The following is a 14,705-nucleotide window of genomic DNA, read 5'->3' as shown; positions in this document are numbered from 1 at the left end:
GACGTTTTTTTGAAAAACCTCTGGCCGATTGCCCTTCCCCCTTGCGCTGGCTAGGGACAGAGCATGCGCAGCCTCGCCATTCTCGGCCTTTTCGTCCTCGCCTCGTGCGGCACCAACGCCAACGGCCCCTCGCTGGCCGAGCGTCCTGCCGAAGCGATCGACCCGCGCCTCCCCGTCGGCAGCGCCGAACCAGATCTTGGGCAGCTGACGATCGAGGCGCAGCTGGCCGACATCAGGGCCCGCGCCAATTCCGCCATCTCGGCCTATGAGGCGCTGCTGCTCGAAACCTTCGAGCTGGTATCGGTAGCCGGCCCCCCTGGGAGCGAAAGCTGGGTCACCGCCCAAGAGGCCGTGAGCCTGCTCGAAGTGGCACGCGCGCCCCTTCCGATTGCCTTGGGCGACCTCGATCAGCTGATCACGGTACCCATCGGCGCAGAGGGCTGGTCCTCACCCGCCGACCGTGAGGCAGCGCGACGGGTCATGCAGGCCTTGCTCATGATCGATGCGCAGCAGGCCAGCACCATCGAAGAGATGAGCATTCGCCTCGCCAACTAGGCGCTGAGCGCGTCCCACTCTTCTTTAGTCATCACCCATTGCCGCGCCGGACCATATTTCGGGCTATATTCGCGGTCCTTATAGGCAAGATCGGGCCGCTCCCGCATGCCGAGCCGCAGCATCAGCCCCCAGCTCGCTTCATTCCCGCTGACGGTGACCGCCGTGACCTCGTCATAGCCGAACCGGTCGAAGGCGAGATCGAGGCAGGCCGTTGCCGCCTCGCGCGCAAAGCCCTGCCCCCAGGCGCTTTCGCGAAACCGCCACCCGATCTCGCACATGCCCTGGTTGGGCGCGTCCTCGTAATTGATCCGCTTGAGCCCGCAAAAGCCCAGCAATTCGCCGTCCGATCTGCGCTCAACCAGCCAGAACGTATGCCCGAAATCACGCGCATAACGCTGCAGGCGCTCGAACGCCGCATGCCATTTGTCGGGCGTTTCCATCACGCCGCCGAGCCAGCGCATCACGGCGGGCGTGTTCATGATCTGGTGAAAGCGGTCGCGATCCTCATCGCGCCAGTCGCGCAGGATCAGGCGCTCGGTCTCAAGCCGAAACGTCTTGGACATCGTCAGGCGTCCGGCGGGCGATGAAGTAGAGGATCGTCCCGACAGCCGCGAAGCCGCCGAGCGTGAGCCAATGCGTCTGGTTGGTCTGCATCGTCGCCCAGATGCTGAGTACGAGCCCGATCGGCGCCGCGATCATGATCGTCGGATTGAGCGCCGGTCGGCCTGCCGCCTGCCGCAGGCGCGGCAGCGCCGCGATGGACGCGATATAGGCGACGAGGCGCGCCAGCGTCGAAATGGCGGCAAGCACCACGAACGTCCCCGACAATGCGAAAGCGATGGCCCCGACCCCGAAAAAGGCGATCGAATTGGCCGGCGTGCCCCAGCGCGACACCTTGCCGAACCAGGCCGGCAGCAGCCCGTCATCAGCCAGCGCAGGCGTCATCCTGCTGGCCGAGGTGTGACCCGCGGTCATGTTCGCGAGCACGCTCATCACGATGGTCGCGGCGATCAGGATCGCGCCCGTATCGCCGCCGAACAGGCGCGCCAGCTCGACGACTGGCGCATCAGGCCCGGTGCCTGCAATCGGCGACAGGCTGTAGGCCCATTGCAACGCAAAATAGATCAGGGTGACGAGCGCCAGGCTGAGCGTCAGCGCACGCGGCATGGCGCGGCGTGGATCGCGTGTTTCGCCCGCCGGAATGGTCGCATTTTCGAAGCCGACGAACGCATAGAGCGCGGCCAGCGCGATACCCTCGATCGCGCTGAACTGCGGCAGGACCACCGGTCCCGGTGCCGCGGCGCCCGCAAGCCCGACGATAATCAGGATGACCAATGGCGCGAGCTTCAGGAAGGTCATCGTGCCGAGCACCGCCACGACCCGCTTGAGGCCCACGATGTTGAGGATGGTCATCGCACCCAATGTGACAATGATCGCTGCACTATATGCCCAGCCATCGCCGATGGCCGGCCAGATCGCCGCTGCATAGGCGATCATCACGGTGACGTTGGCCGCCTGGCTCAACATGCGCGCAGAATAGAAAGTCCAGCCGATCTGGAAGCCCGGAAAACGTCCGAATGCGTCCGCGACGAAGCGCTGCGGTCCGCCCGAGCGGTCGGTCAGCTTGGTCAGTTCGGCAAAACAGATGACGATGCTCATCACCAACGCCCCGCCAATGAGCAGCAGCCAAGGCGCGAACGAGCCGACGGCGTCATGGAGGATTTCGGGCAAGCCGAAAATCCCCGCGCCGATCAGCCCGTTGATGGTCAGGAAGGCGACGCCCAGCGTCCCCATATCGCGCTTATACTTGCCCCCGGTCATGCGCGAAGCTTACGCGCGACCTCCAGCGCATGATAGCTCAAAATGCCCGTCGCGCCGGCGCGTTTGAAGGCCGTCAGCGCTTCCATCAGCATTGTGTCGCGGTCCCCTGCCCCGGCAGCCGCGCATTCTTCGATCATCGCGAATTCCCCGCTGGTCATATAGGCAAAGACGGGCGTTTCGAACGTGTCGGCAACCCGCGCGACGATATCGAGATAGAGCATCCCCGGCTTCACCATCACGAAATCCGCGCCCTCGGATATGTCGAGCTCGACTTCCTGCAGCGCTTCCATCCCGTTGGCGGGGTCCATCTGATAACCGCGCTTGTCACCCTTGAGGCGATCGCCGGAGCCGACTGCATCGCGGAACGGGCCATAGAGCGCAGAGGCATATTTGGCCGAATAGGCCATGATCGCGGTATTCGAATGGCCGCCATCTTCCAGCGTGTCGCGGATCGCGGCGATGCGGCCGTCCATCATGTCGGAGGGCGCGACAATGTCTGCACCCGCTGCCGCCTGCACCAGCGCTTGCGCGGCGAGGATGTCGACCGTTGCGTCATTGTCGACGCTACCGTCCTCGGCGAGCAGGCCGTCGTGGCCGTGGCTGGTATAGGGATCCAACGCCACATCGGTCATCACGCCGATCTCGATACCCGCATCCTTGATGCCGCGTACGGCGCGGCAGACGAGATTGTCTGGATTGAGCGCCTCGCGCGCATCCTCGCTGCGATCCTTGTCCGCCGTATTGGGGAAGAGCGCGACAGCCGGAATACCCGCATCGGCCGCTTCCTTGGCGCGCTCGACGATGCCGTCGATCGACCAGCGCGACACGCCGCGCAGCGACGCGATCGGCTGTTCCTCGCCCTCACCTTCACAGATGAAGAGCGGCCAGATGAAGTCGCTGGGGTGGAGCCGATGCTCGCGCACCATCTCGCGCATCCACGGGGCCTGCCGGCGGCGGCGCATCCGGGTGGCGGGAAAGCTCAACCCAGCCGCTCCAGCGCTGCGCGCAGCCGCGTCGCTTCTTCCGAGCGGGCTTGATGGTCGGCCTTGGCCTTTTCAACCGCTTCGGGCTTGGCGCGTTCGACGAAATTGGGATTGTTCAATCGACCCTCGAGGCTTTTCACCTCCTTTTCGGCTGCTTCTGCCGCCTTGGCAAGCCGCGCGCGTTCGGCGTCGAGATCAATGGCATCGGCCAGCGGCACCGCATAGCTCTTGCCAGCGACCACGATCTGCGCAGAACCTGATGGCGCAGTCTTCATCTCCGCGCCCCATTCGGCCTTGCCCATGCGGTCGAGTGCCTCGGCCCCGTCGGTCGCGCCGCCATCCAGCGGATGCAGCGTCAGGCGCGAACTCCACGGAATGTTGAGTTCGGCACGCAGCGCACGCACTTCACTGATCAGCGCGATGGTCCAGTCGATGCCGGCTTTAGCCTCGGCATCCACATCAGCCTTTGGCTCCGGCCATTTGGCGACGATGAGGTCATAGTCGCGCTCACCCATCGCGCTCCACAGCTCTTCGGTGATGAAGGGCATGAAGGGATGGAGCATGACGAGGATCTGGTCGAACGCCCACGCCGCGACCGCCTTGGTCTCGTCATCGATGTCGCCCTTTATGAGTTCGAGATACCAGTCGCAGAAGGTGCCCCAGGCGAAGCGGTAGATGGCATCGGCCATCCCGTCGAAGCGCAATTCCTCGAACGCTTTTTCCAGGCGGGCCAGCGTCTCGACGACTTCGCCGATGATCCAGCGATTGACCGGCTTTGTCGCGCTCGGCGCGCTGATCGTATCGCTGCCACCGATGCCATTGGCCTGGAGGAAACGCGCGGCGTTCCAGATCTTGGTGCCGAAATTGCGATAGCCCTCGACCCGCTTGTCATCCATCTTGATGTCACGGCCCTGGCTTTCCATCGCAGCCATGAAGAAGCGCAGCGCATCGGCGCCATATTGGTCGATGAGGCCCAATGGATCGACCACATTGCCCTTCGACTTGGACATTTTCTGCCCGTCGGCGGCGCGCACGAGGCCGTGCAGATAGAGCTTCGGCCACGGATTCTCACCCGTCAGCTGGCGCCCCATCATCATCATCCGCGCGTCCCAGAAGAACAGGATGTCGAAGCCTGAGACGAGCAGGTCGTTGGGATAATGCTTTGCCAAGAGGTCGGTCTGGTTGGGCCAGCCCAATGTCGCGAAAGGCCAAAGCCCGGACGAGAACCATGTGTCGAGCACATCCTCGTCGCGCTTCAGCGCCACGCCCTCGCCCGCCTGGGCCTGCGCCTCTTCCTCGCTCATCGCGACATAGGCCTTGCCGTCGGCATCATACCAGGCCGGGATCTGGTGACCCCACCAAAGCTGCCGGCTCACGCACCAGGGCTGGATATTTTCCATCCAGTTGAAGAAGGTCTTTTCCCAGCTCTTGGGCACGATCTCGACGTCGCCATTCTTCACCGCCTCGATCGGCTGTACCGCGAGCTTTTCGGCATCCACATACCATTGATCAGTCAACCAAGGCTCAATCACAACACCACCACGATCGCCGAACGGCGTTTGGATGGTGCGCGGCTCGGCATCATGTTCCTCGCCGTCCTTGTCGACATGCGGGATGAGGAGGCCGAGCTCCTTCATCCGCGTCACAACCAATTCGCGTGCGCCGTCGACGCCATTCTTCTTGAAACGATGCAGCCCGATAAATTCATCGGGCACCAGTCCGTCCTCGGTCTGGCAGACATCGCCATTGCCATCGAGCATGTTGAGCATCTTCGCAGGCTCCATACCCGCGCGCTTGCCCACGTCGAAATCGTTGAAGTCGTGGCCCGGCGTGATCTTCACGCAGCCCGAGCCCAGTTCGGGATCGGCATGCTCGTCCGCCACGACCGGGATTTTCCGCCCCGTAATCGGGTGATCGATCATCTTGCCCACGACCGACGCAAAGCGCTCGTCTTCGGGATGCACCGCGACCGCCATGTCCGCGAGCATCGTTTCCGGACGCGTCGTCGCGACTTCCAGATAGTCCTTGCCCTCGCTGGTCTTCACCCCGTCGGCGAGCGGATATTTGAAGTGCCAGAAACCGCCCTTCATCTCGATCGTCTCGACTTCGAGGTCGGAGATGGCGGTCTTCAATTTGACGTCCCAGTTCACCAGTCGCTTGTCGCGATAGATGAGGCCGTCATTGTATAGGTCGACGAAGACCTTGAGCACGGCCTTGGAAAAATGCGGGTCCATCGTGAACTGCTCGCGGCTCCAGTCCATCGAGCAGCCGAGGCGCCGCAGCTGGCCGGTAATCGTACCGCCGCTCTCTTCCTTCCACTCCCAGACCTTCTTGATGAAGTCCTCGCGCGAATAGTTGGTGCGCTTGTCCTGTTTGGCTTCCATCTGCCGCTCGACCACCATCTGGGTGGCGATGCCGGCATGGTCGACGCCCACGACCCACAGCGCGTCCTTGCCGCGCAACCGCTCGTAGCGGATCATGATGTCTTGCAGCGTATTGTCGAGCGCGTGCCCGATATGCAGGCTGCCCGTCACGTTGGGCGGCGGGTTGACGATCGTATAGGCCTGCGCGTCGGGGCGCTCGGGGCGAAACAGGCCGCCCTTTTCCCAATGCTGGTACCATTTTGCCTCGATCGGGCCGGGTTCGAAAGTCTTGGCGAGTTCGGTCATAGGGCAGAGCGACTATAGAGAGCCGCCCTCCCCTTCAAGAGATTCCCGCTATTCGCCGTCCTCGGCGGTCCAGCGGTCCATCCATTCCTCGACCTCATTGTGCCAGCGGATCGAGTTCTCGCCGTTAAGCACCCAGTGATTTTCGTCGGGGAAGACGAGCAGCTTGGAGGGAATGTCGCGCTCCTGCAGCGCGGTGAAGGCACCGAGGCCCTGCGTATAGGGCACGCGATAATCCTTGAGGCCCAGCACGACCAGCATCGGCGTCTGCCAATTGTCGACATGGTTCACGGGATTCCAGCGCTCATACATTTCCGGATTTTCGGCATAGGAGCCGCCCATGTCCCAGCGCGGGAACCACAATTCCTCGGTCGAGTAATAGAAGGCCCGCATGTCGAACAAGCCGTTATGGTTGATGAGGCAGTCGAACCGGTCGGACCAATTACCCGCAATCCAGTTCATCATATAGCCGCCATAGCTGGCGCCCAGCGCGCAGATGCGGTCGCCGTCGAGTTGCTCGTCCATCTCCAGCGCGTGGGCGAGGCCCAGCTGGAGGTCCTCCAACGGCTTGCCGCCCCAATCCTGGTTGATGCTGTCGGTGAAGTCCTGCCCGTATCCGGTGGAGCCGTGGAAATCGATCGAGACGACCGCATATTTCCCGAACGTCAGCGCGCGCGGGTTCCAGCGGGTCGACCAGCTATTGCCAAAGCTACCCTGCGGACCGCCATGGACGACGAAGGCGACCGGCAGGTCCTCCTCGGCATCGGCGGGCTTGAGGCGGAAGCCCCAGACCGTGTCGCCATTGGCGCCGATGAAGTTGAACTTCTCATATTCCATCGGGTCGAGCTCGGCGAGCTTGTCGGCATTGAAGAAAGTGCGCTGCTCGATCTCGCCATCGTCGAGCAGGTAGATTTCGGTCGGCGCCATCATGCTGTTCATCGTGAAGACGACATCGCCATTGAGCAGAGGCACGGCATTGCCCGCATTGCCGTCCTGCGTGAGCCGCTCGCGCGCGCCAGAGGCGACATTGATGCGATAGAGCGGGTGCTCCATCGTTTCGCCGACACCGACGATCAAACTGGTGCCGTCGGCCGTCCACGTGATCGATCCGGCCGAAAGATAGCCATCGGCGGTCAAGGCGCGCGTTTCGCCGGTGGCGAGATCGCGGATCATGACTGTGAACTTGTCGCTCTCATAGCCGGGCCGCTCCATCGCGACATAGGCCAGCGTGCGGCCATCGGGCGAAATGGTCGGCAGATTGTCGTGCGCCTCATTGTCGGGCGTCAGGTTGATCGCAGGCGCTCGCCCGTCGATCGGGGCGACATAGATATCGAGGTCGGTCGAGGTGGGTTCGCTCGACCCGCCTTCGCGCAGTGCGAAGAAGACCGCGCCATTATTCGCGACACTGATTTCCTCGCTGCCACCAAAGGGGCGCGAGGGCGTGTTGCCGCCAAGATCGCGGCTGAGCGGTGCGCCGGTGCCGATGGCACGACCATCGACGACCTCGAAACCGTAAAGCTGCGACTTCACGCCGGGTTCGACCCATGTATCCCACTGCCGCACGAAGATTTCGTCATATTCGAGCGCATTGCCGACCTCGACCTCCATGGCCGCTTCGACATCCACATTGGCGCAGACAAAATCTTCGCATTTAAGGTCGCGTGTGGCGATCAGCACGAGCTTGCTGGCATCGGTCGACAGGACGAAATCGTCGATCGCGCCGGCGGCGAGGTTGGTGACCTGCTCGGGCTCCTGGAAACGCTCCATGCGATAGACCTGGTCCGATCCCGAACGGTCTGACACGAACCAGATCGCTCCGTCGCCGCCGAACCGCGCGCCGCCGAAGCTCCAGTTGCCATTGGCGAGGACATGATCGTCTTCCGACCCGTCGAGCGAATGGAGATGATAGCTGGTGGTGCGCCCCGAAAGGTCGTCTTTCGCGCTGGAGACGGAGAACAAGGCCCATTTGCCATCGGGCGATACGGACGGCGCACCGACGCGGTCAAAGCCGACCAGGTCCTCGGGGGTGAGCGGCCGCGCTTCGGCGGCTTGGGTGGCGACGAGGGCGGCGGCGAGCGCGGTCAGCGCGAGAGTCGTTTTCATGGCGCGAACGCTACTCCTCGCGCGCCATTTCGCAAGCAAAACCGCTTAGAGCTTGCGTGCTGTCATTTGCGCCGCTGCGCTAAAGCTTACGTCCGGTGATCCGCTTGATTTCGGCGCGCACATGCTCGTCGACGATGCCGGGCAGGCGCTCGTCGAGCCACTGCTTGAGCATCGGGCGCAGCATTTCACGAACAAGGTCCTCGAGCGGGTTGGCCGCGGCCTGCTCGGGCGCATCGCGCGCGATCGAGGCAAGCTGTTCGAGGCTGGAGCGTGCGCCCGAGGTCGCTTCCTCGGCCATCAGGCTTGCGACCTTGGCCGGCGGCGTTTCGGGGTCATGCCCCGCACCATCTTCGGGATCGGCCATGCTCTCGTCGAGGTCGAGCACGTCCTCATTGGCCGCCTCGGCGGTCTGTTCTTCGGCCTTGTCCTCGACCACAGGGCGCGCAGGCGCATCGATCCCGTCCTCCGCGATCACTTTCTTGATCGAGGCGAGAATGTCTTCCATCGAGGGCTCGTTCGGGCCAGCCATACCGCCTTAATAGGGATTATTGCGCGTCTGTCACGCCTTGAGGACGTTCCGCGTCGGTGACGGTGCTGGTCGCGTCGACTTCGGAGCGCGGATTGCCCGCCCAGTCGTTCCAGCGCTGCGCCACGCGGCGGTAATTGCCGAGCGGATCGTAAAGCGCGCCGCCGTCGAGGTTGAGATCCTCGGCCTCGGCCTGCCCCATCGCATTGAGCAGGCGGAAGCCTGCCACATAGGCATCACGGCGCGCGGTCACGAGATCGACCTGCGCATTGAGCAATTCCTGCTCGGCATCGAGCACGAACAGCACCGAGCGCGAACCGATCGAATTTTCGAGGCGCGCCCCTTCGAGTGCAAGCTCGTTGGCTTCGACCGCAACGATATTGGCCTCGATCGACAACAGGGCCGCTTCGTAATTGGCAAAGGCGGTGCGCACATCGGCAACCACCGCACGCTCGGTGCCGACACGCTGCTCCAGCGTCTGGCCTTCGCGTGCCCGCGCCTGCGCGATGCGCGCCGAGGGCAGCCCACCCTGGTAGATCGGCACGCGCGAAGAGATGCCAATGCTGGTCACCGACCCGCTATTGGGCAGCGCACTGCCCGTGCCATCGACCCCGGCATTGCCGAGCGCATTCACATATTGCCCGGTGCCGACGACCGAAAGGGTCGGCGTCCGGCTGGCCCGCGCGACGCGCACGTCATAGGCGGCAGCGCGGGTATTGAGATCGGCTGCAAGCAAATCGGGATTGTCGACCAGCGCGATGCGCACCGCTTCGTCGGCGGTTTCCGGCAGCGGCGGCAGCGGCGGCGGCGAGGCCAGCTCGCCCGGCATCACGCCAATGACTTCGCGATAGGTCTCGACGGCACCGGCCAAGCGGCCCTCCGCAGCGGCAAGCCGCGAGGCGGCAAGCTGCAGGCGGGCTTGGCTCTGCGCGACGTCGGTCCGCGTCAGGTCGCCAATCTCGAAACGGTCCTGCGAAGCCTGGAAGTTGGTATCCAGCACGCGCACCTGATTGCGGTTCAATTCGACGATCGCGCGGTTGAGGATCACATCCATATAAGCGCTGACCGCGAGCACGAAGACATCGCCCTCGACGGCTCGCAGCGTTGCGCGAGCGGATTCGACCCGCACCTGCGCGGCGCGAACGTCATTTTTCACGGCACCGCCACGATAGACGGGAATGGTAAGGTTGGCGGTAGCGCCAAGGCTCGGATCAAGGCTGCCGCCAAAATCGAGGCTGCCCTGCCGCGTCAAATCGCGATCGACACCGACCGTCGCGCTCAGCGTCGGACGACCGCCCGCACGGGCAATCGCCACAGCGGCATCATTGATACCCAGCGATTCGCGCTGCGCCGTCAGCGTAGGGTTGGTCCAATAGGCCTCGACCAGGGCTTCGGTGAGCGTATCCACCTCGCCGTTCTGTTCCTGCGCGTAAGCAGGCACCGCGCCGGCCAGGCATGTCGCTGCCCCAAGGATTGCGTAACTCAACCGCATGTTATCGCCTCCCCTCGAGCCGAAAAAATCTAGAATTGGAACCCGCGCACCTTGGCGAATTCTCCCAACGGCGCGACCTGAGCATCCGCAAAGGTGCGGAAGGCCACGCCCTCGCCCGACCGACGTCCGATCGCCAGTCGCGTCACACCATCGCTGAGGATGGCCGCTGCGACACGCCCCTTTTCGGCAAGCTGGCCCGTCAGTTCTTCGGAAAGCTGTTCGATCGCTCCCACGATCAGGATGGCATCGAACGGCGCTTCGTCGGCAACGCCCTTGTCGAGCGGCCCGGTGGCAATCGCCATCCGCTCCATGTCCGGGCCGGTCGCAGCCGCGCTGTCGAGCGCGACGACGTCGACACCCAGCCGGGCCAGCACTGCGCCGGCATAGGCGGCAAGCGGACCGGCAACGAGGATCTTCTCGCCCGCCTGCGGGGCAAGGCGGTCGACCAGCTTGAACAAGGGCGTCGGCGCCATGGCGAATCGACCTTCGCTTAGATCGAGGCTGCGATCGCGATAGGCGACGGCGCGGCGTGCTTCGGGCAGGAAGGCTTCGCGACCGACCGCATCGATGGCGGCAATGAGCTGCCCGTCATTGACGCCCGAGGGGCGCAACTGACTGTCGATCATGGCGCGGCGTGCGCGCGAAAAGGTCTCGCTTTCGTCGGTCTTGGTCATGACGTCGCTCACTGTGTGATCACCCTAATACAGCTTAGTCTTTCCTGCTCTCTAATGCCTGAGGCGCGATAGGCCAAGGACAAGCTACTGCTTTTCGTCGAAAGTTGGCGTTGACAAGTCGATGGCGAAAGCTGCAAACGGCGCGCTCACCATGTCGCGAGGTCCGATGGCGGAGTGGTGACGCAGCGGACTGCAAATCCGTGTACGCCGGTTCGATTCCGGCTCGGACCTCCATTTTCCCTCTCAAAAAGCCCGTCTTTTGTCGGTAACAGCGCTTCGGTAGCTGTCGTGACGACGTGGACGGCGTGTGATGGGGATTAGATGTGATGGACAAGAAACAGGCATTCCGGCTCGAACTGTCGCGCCGCCATGCGCTCAAGAGCTTCGGGGTGGCGGCAATTGCCGGTCTCGCCATCGCCAGCCCGTCGCGCATCCTCGCCAAGCCGGTCTTCCGCCAATATCCCTTCACGCTGGGCATCGCCTCGGGCGACCCCTCGCCCGACGGTTTCGTCATCTGGACGCGCCTTGCGCCCGATCCGTTCGCGCTCGACTATGGGATGCCCATGGCGGCGGTCGAGGTCGGCTATGAGGTCGCCACCGATCGCGGTTTTCGCGATGTCGTGCGCAAGGGCATGACGCTTGCTCGCCCCGAGCTCGGCCATAGCGTCCATGTCGAATTGAGCGGCCTCGATGCCGACCGCGATTATTATTACCGCTTCACCTCAGGCGATGAGCGCACCTATCGCGGCCGTGCCCGCACCACCCCGGCCATCGGCGCGAGCGTCGACCGGCTCCGCTTCGCCGTCGCCGGCTGCCAGAATTACGAGGAAGGCTATTACACCGCCTACCGCCACCTCGCCGAAGAAAATCCCGACTTCGTCTATTGCTATGGCGATTATATCTACGAATATCGCGACGCGCCGGTGCGCCATTGGGCCGGCCCCGTCGCCAGCGTCCGCCGCCATTTCGAGGGCGAAGTGCAATCGATCGGCGACTATCGGCGCCGTTATGCCCAGTACAAAATGGATATCGACCTCCAGCGCGCCCACGCCGCCGCGCCGTGGCTGACCGTCTGGGACGATCACGAGATCGACAATAATTGGGTCAGCCATCTCGATCAGGACGGCACTCCGCCCGAACTCTTCCGCCTCCGCCAGCAAATGGCAATGCAGGCCTATTACGAGCATATGCCGCTGCGTGCCGCCTCGCTCCCGGTCGGCGCCTCGATGCAGATCTATCGCCACATGCCGTGGGGTAACTTGGCCGACATCAACCTGCTCGATACCCGCCAGTTCAGGAGCGACCAGCCCTGCAACGACAGCTGGGGCGCCGATTGCGACGATGTGCGCAGCCGCGATGCCGACGTGCTCGGCCAGCGACAGCTTGACTGGCTGCTCGGCAATATGGGCCGCTCCGAGGCGACCTGGCAGGTGCTCGCGCAGCAGATCATGATGATGGACCTCGACCGCATGCCCGACCAGGAAGGGCTGCAGGTCAATCCTGACAGCTGGGGCGGCTATCAGGTCCCGCGGGCGCGGCTACTCGAAGAATTGTCGCGCCGCGGCCATGACAGCACCATCGTATTGACCGGCGACGAGCATCAGCATTTCGCCGGCAATCTCTACGAGGACGGCACCGACCGCGCCGGCAGCCCGATCGCCACCGAGTTCGTCACCACCTCGATCACGTCGGGCGGCGATGGCGAACTCCAACGCGCCGACATGCGCGAGATACAGGCTGCCAACCCGCAACTCGTCTACAACAATTACCAGCGCGGCTACGCCATCTGCGACGTCACCCGCGACCAATGGACCACCCATCACCGCGTCGTCGAAAAAGTGTCCGAGCGCGGCGCGCCCATCTCCACCGCCGCCAGCTTCGCGGTCGCGCCGGGCAGCCCGGGGGTCCAGCGCGCCTGATCGATATGGTCATTTGGCCGATTGAGGCGCGCGCGGCTTGCTGCTAGTCGCGCCGCCATGATCAGGATTGCTCTTCTCGCTCTCGCCGCCCTGGGCCTGTCCGCCTGCATGGACAGCGATGCCTATTGCGACACCGCCTTGCCAACACCGGGCGAGGCCTGGGCCCGCGCCACCGCCGAAGGCCAGCCGATGGGCGCGGTCTACATGACTATCGCCAACAATGGCGATTGCGACGTCGAGGTCCTGCGCGTCACCTCGGGCGCCAGCGAGGGCGCCAGCATCCACGAAACCACCTTCGACAATGGGATGGCCAGCATGTCGCCGATCGATACGCTGGAGATCGCGGGCAACAGCCGTATCACGCTCGAACCCGGCGGGACGCACATCATGCTCGAAGGGCTCAAGGCCCCGCTCGAGGCCGGCAGCACCTTCAAGCTCACTCTCTGGTACGGCACCGGTGCGCAGCAGGTCGTCGATGTCGCGGTGGTAGAGGCCAGCGCACGATGATGTCCCGCATTCGCATCGTCCTGTGGGCCGCAATTGCCGCGCTCCTCATTGGCGTCGGGGTGTTTTTCCTGACCCAGGATCGCGAAACGCCCACCAGCGACATGGTTGAATTCGGTGGCCCCTTCACATTGGTCGGCAGCGATGGCGAACTCTTCTCCAGCAGCGTGTTGGACGGTCGTCCGCACGCCATCTTCTTCGGCTTCACCAATTGCCCCGACGTCTGCCCGACGACCCTGTCCACGCTCGTACGCCTGCGTGACCAGGTAGGCGGCGCGGAGGCGTTCGACATCGTCTTCATCACCGTCGACCCCGAGCGTGACGGCCCCGAAGAAGTCGGCCGCTATGCCGACCTCTTTTCGACGCCGATCATCGGCCTTACCGGCAGCTCGGAGCAGATCGAGCAGGTGATGCGCCAATATGGCGTCGCTGCGATCCGGGACGGCGAGACTGCGCCGGGCAACTACAATGTCAATCACACGGCCAGCGTCTTCCTCGTCGACGAGGGCGGCAAGTTCGTCTCGACGATCAGCCCCGAGGAGCCCGAGGAAATCGCGCTCCAGAAGCTGGAGCGTATCGCGCTCTAGTCGAAGCGTTCGTCGGGGATGCGCGCGATCAGGCGACGCAAGGCCTCGATCGATTCGGGTTCATCGAAGCTCGGCGCATGGCCGACATCGGGCACGGTGACGAGCTCGGCATCGGGCAGTTCGCGCATCATCCGTTCCGCCGTCCCTGGCGCGAACAGGTCGCTCAGCGCGCCGCGCAGGATCGTGACAGGCTTGCGCTTCAATCCTTCGAGCAGGTGCCAGGCATCCATCGGTTCCTCTTCGGCACCCGCGACGACATTTTCGGCGATGCGCAGATCGTAATTGGAGCGCACCCGCCCGCCATCTTCCTTCAGCAACCGCCGCGCAAAGCGTTCGAATTCGGCTTCCGACCAATTGGGATAAATGCCCGCCATGCCGGCCTTCAGCTCGCGCGCGGCGTGGGCGTAATCGTCGAATTCCAGCCCATCGCCGACATAGGTGCGGATGCGGTCGATCCCGTCCTCGATCAGCTCGGGCCCGATATCGTTGAGCAGCGCCCCGGCAATCCGCTCGGGTTCGATCGCGGCCATCAACATGGTCACGATCCCGCCGAGCGACGTGCCGACGAAGATCGCGTCGGCAATACCCAGCTGGTCGAGAAACTTGATCAGGTCCTGGACGTAGATTTCGGGCTTGTAGCGCGACGGGTCGGGATCATGCTCCGACAGGCCGCGGCCGCGAAAATCGACCGACAACATCCGGTGCTGGCCCGCAAAAGCCTCGGCGACCGGATCGAAATCGGCGGCGTTGCGCGTCAGCCCGTGCAGGCACAGCAAAGGCGGCCCGTCGCGCGGCCCGTCATAATCGCGATAGTGCAGCTTGAGCCCCTCGGGGCTATTCCAATATCGCGACTTATACTCTGCCATGCTGGCGCT

General features: G+C 63.8%; 13 protein-coding genes and 1 tRNA gene. 5 read left to right on the top strand and 9 right to left on the bottom strand.

Annotation, left to right across the window (positions count from 1 at the left end; genetic code table 11):
* Positions 1–63 precede the first annotated feature (63 nt).
* Entirely contained in the window at positions 64–555 is a 492-nt protein-coding gene (locus NDO55_RS00740; protein ID WP_252111461.1) for a hypothetical protein, read from the top strand.
* Here NDO55_RS00740 and NDO55_RS00735 read toward each other — a convergent pair.
* From NDO55_RS00735 to NDO55_RS00700, 8 genes are all read right to left on the bottom strand, one after another.
* Positions 552–1,118: a GNAT family N-acetyltransferase gene (locus tag NDO55_RS00735; RefSeq protein WP_252111459.1), complete on the bottom strand. Its 567-nt coding sequence runs from the start codon at positions 1,116–1,118 to the stop codon at positions 552–554. The genes NDO55_RS00740 and NDO55_RS00735 overlap by 4 nt on opposite strands.
* Positions 1,096–2,376 carry an APC family permease gene (locus NDO55_RS00730; protein WP_252111457.1) on the bottom strand — a complete coding sequence of 427 codons (1,281 nt, stop codon included), beginning with the start codon at positions 2,374–2,376 and terminating at the stop codon, positions 1,096–1,098. The genes NDO55_RS00735 and NDO55_RS00730 overlap by 23 nt, the downstream gene beginning before the upstream one ends.
* Complete coding sequence (gene hemB / locus NDO55_RS00725; protein WP_279639071.1) at positions 2,373–3,359, bottom strand: porphobilinogen synthase; 987 nt, start codon at positions 3,357–3,359, stop codon at positions 2,373–2,375. Before hemB ends, NDO55_RS00730 begins: the two co-directional genes overlap by 4 nt.
* Positions 3,356–6,028: a valine--tRNA ligase gene (locus NDO55_RS00720; protein WP_252111453.1), complete on the bottom strand. Its 2,673-nt coding sequence runs from the start codon at positions 6,026–6,028 to the stop codon at positions 3,356–3,358. The genes hemB and NDO55_RS00720 overlap by 4 nt, the downstream gene beginning before the upstream one ends.
* Positions 6,029–6,076: 48 nt before the next feature.
* Positions 6,077–8,128: a S9 family peptidase gene (locus tag NDO55_RS00715; protein WP_252111451.1), complete on the bottom strand. Its 2,052-nt coding sequence runs from the start codon at positions 8,126–8,128 to the stop codon at positions 6,077–6,079.
* Between the two features lie 79 nt (positions 8,129–8,207).
* Complete coding sequence (locus NDO55_RS00710; RefSeq protein WP_252111449.1) at positions 8,208–8,657, bottom strand: DUF2497 domain-containing protein; 450 nt, start codon at positions 8,655–8,657, stop codon at positions 8,208–8,210.
* A gap of 16 nt (positions 8,658–8,673) precedes the next feature.
* Entirely contained in the window at positions 8,674–10,146 is a 1,473-nt protein-coding gene (locus NDO55_RS00705) for a TolC family outer membrane protein (protein ID WP_252111447.1), read from the bottom strand.
* Positions 10,147–10,175: 29 nt separating this feature from the next.
* On the bottom strand, positions 10,176–10,832 hold the full coding sequence (locus NDO55_RS00700; RefSeq protein WP_252111445.1) for a protein-L-isoaspartate O-methyltransferase family protein: 657 nt from the start codon (positions 10,830–10,832) through the stop codon (positions 10,176–10,178).
* A 148-nt stretch (positions 10,833–10,980) separates the two neighbouring features.
* On the opposite strand from NDO55_RS00700, the gene NDO55_RS00695 reads away from it, so the two are divergent.
* The 4 genes from NDO55_RS00695 (at position 10,981) to NDO55_RS00680 (ending at position 13,830) form a co-directional block, all read left to right on the top strand.
* Positions 10,981–11,054, top strand: a tRNA-Cys gene (locus NDO55_RS00695).
* A gap of 92 nt (positions 11,055–11,146) precedes the next feature.
* Positions 11,147–12,739: an alkaline phosphatase D family protein gene (locus NDO55_RS00690; RefSeq protein ID WP_252111443.1), complete on the top strand. Its 1,593-nt coding sequence runs from the start codon at positions 11,147–11,149 to the stop codon at positions 12,737–12,739.
* 57 nt (positions 12,740–12,796) lie between these two features.
* Positions 12,797–13,246 carry a copper chaperone PCu(A)C gene (locus NDO55_RS00685; protein WP_252111441.1) on the top strand — a complete coding sequence of 150 codons (450 nt, stop codon included), beginning with the start codon at positions 12,797–12,799 and terminating at the stop codon, positions 13,244–13,246.
* Positions 13,243–13,830 carry an SCO family protein gene (locus tag NDO55_RS00680; RefSeq protein WP_252111439.1) on the top strand — a complete coding sequence of 196 codons (588 nt, stop codon included), beginning with the start codon at positions 13,243–13,245 and terminating at the stop codon, positions 13,828–13,830. Before NDO55_RS00685 ends, NDO55_RS00680 begins: the two co-directional genes overlap by 4 nt.
* Here the strand turns inward: NDO55_RS00680 and NDO55_RS00675 are convergent.
* Positions 13,827–14,696: an alpha/beta fold hydrolase gene (locus NDO55_RS00675; protein WP_252111437.1), complete on the bottom strand. Its 870-nt coding sequence runs from the start codon at positions 14,694–14,696 to the stop codon at positions 13,827–13,829. The two genes, NDO55_RS00680 and NDO55_RS00675, sit on opposite strands and share 4 nt — an antisense overlap.
* Between the last annotated feature and the right edge of the window lie 9 nt (positions 14,697–14,705).

Source organism: Sphingomicrobium sediminis, assembly GCF_023805295.1.
Classification (GTDB): Bacteria; Pseudomonadota; Alphaproteobacteria; order Sphingomonadales; family Sphingomonadaceae; genus Sphingomicrobium; species Sphingomicrobium sediminis.
The sequence above is the reverse complement of the archived record's forward strand: the minus strand, read 5'-3'. Positions and strand labels throughout refer to the sequence as shown.

Excerpts from the sequence above, each read along its gene's own strand:
- NDO55_RS00705 (WP_252111447.1), bottom strand. The coding sequence starts at position 10,146 with ATGCGGTTGAGTTACGCAATCCTTGGGGCAGCGACATGCCTGGCCGGC.
- NDO55_RS00715 (WP_252111451.1), bottom strand. The coding sequence starts at position 8,128 with ATGAAAACGACTCTCGCGCTGACCGCGCTCGCCGCCGCCCTCGTCGCC.
- NDO55_RS00685 (WP_252111441.1), top strand. The coding sequence starts at position 12,797 with ATGATCAGGATTGCTCTTCTCGCTCTCGCCGCCCTGGGCCTGTCCGCC.
- NDO55_RS00710 (WP_252111449.1), bottom strand. The coding sequence starts at position 8,657 with ATGGCTGGCCCGAACGAGCCCTCGATGGAAGACATTCTCGCCTCGATC.
- NDO55_RS00690 (WP_252111443.1), top strand. The coding sequence starts at position 11,147 with ATGGACAAGAAACAGGCATTCCGGCTCGAACTGTCGCGCCGCCATGCG.
- NDO55_RS00675 (WP_252111437.1), bottom strand. The coding sequence starts at position 14,696 with ATGGCAGAGTATAAGTCGCGATATTGGAATAGCCCCGAGGGGCTCAAG.
- NDO55_RS00730 (WP_252111457.1), bottom strand. The coding sequence starts at position 2,376 with ATGACCGGGGGCAAGTATAAGCGCGATATGGGGACGCTGGGCGTCGCC.
- NDO55_RS00680 (WP_252111439.1), top strand. The coding sequence starts at position 13,243 with ATGATGTCCCGCATTCGCATCGTCCTGTGGGCCGCAATTGCCGCGCTC.
- NDO55_RS00720 (WP_252111453.1), bottom strand. The coding sequence starts at position 6,028 with ATGACCGAACTCGCCAAGACTTTCGAACCCGGCCCGATCGAGGCAAAA.
- NDO55_RS00740 (WP_252111461.1), top strand. The coding sequence starts at position 64 with ATGCGCAGCCTCGCCATTCTCGGCCTTTTCGTCCTCGCCTCGTGCGGC.
- NDO55_RS00735 (WP_252111459.1), bottom strand. The coding sequence starts at position 1,118 with ATGTCCAAGACGTTTCGGCTTGAGACCGAGCGCCTGATCCTGCGCGAC.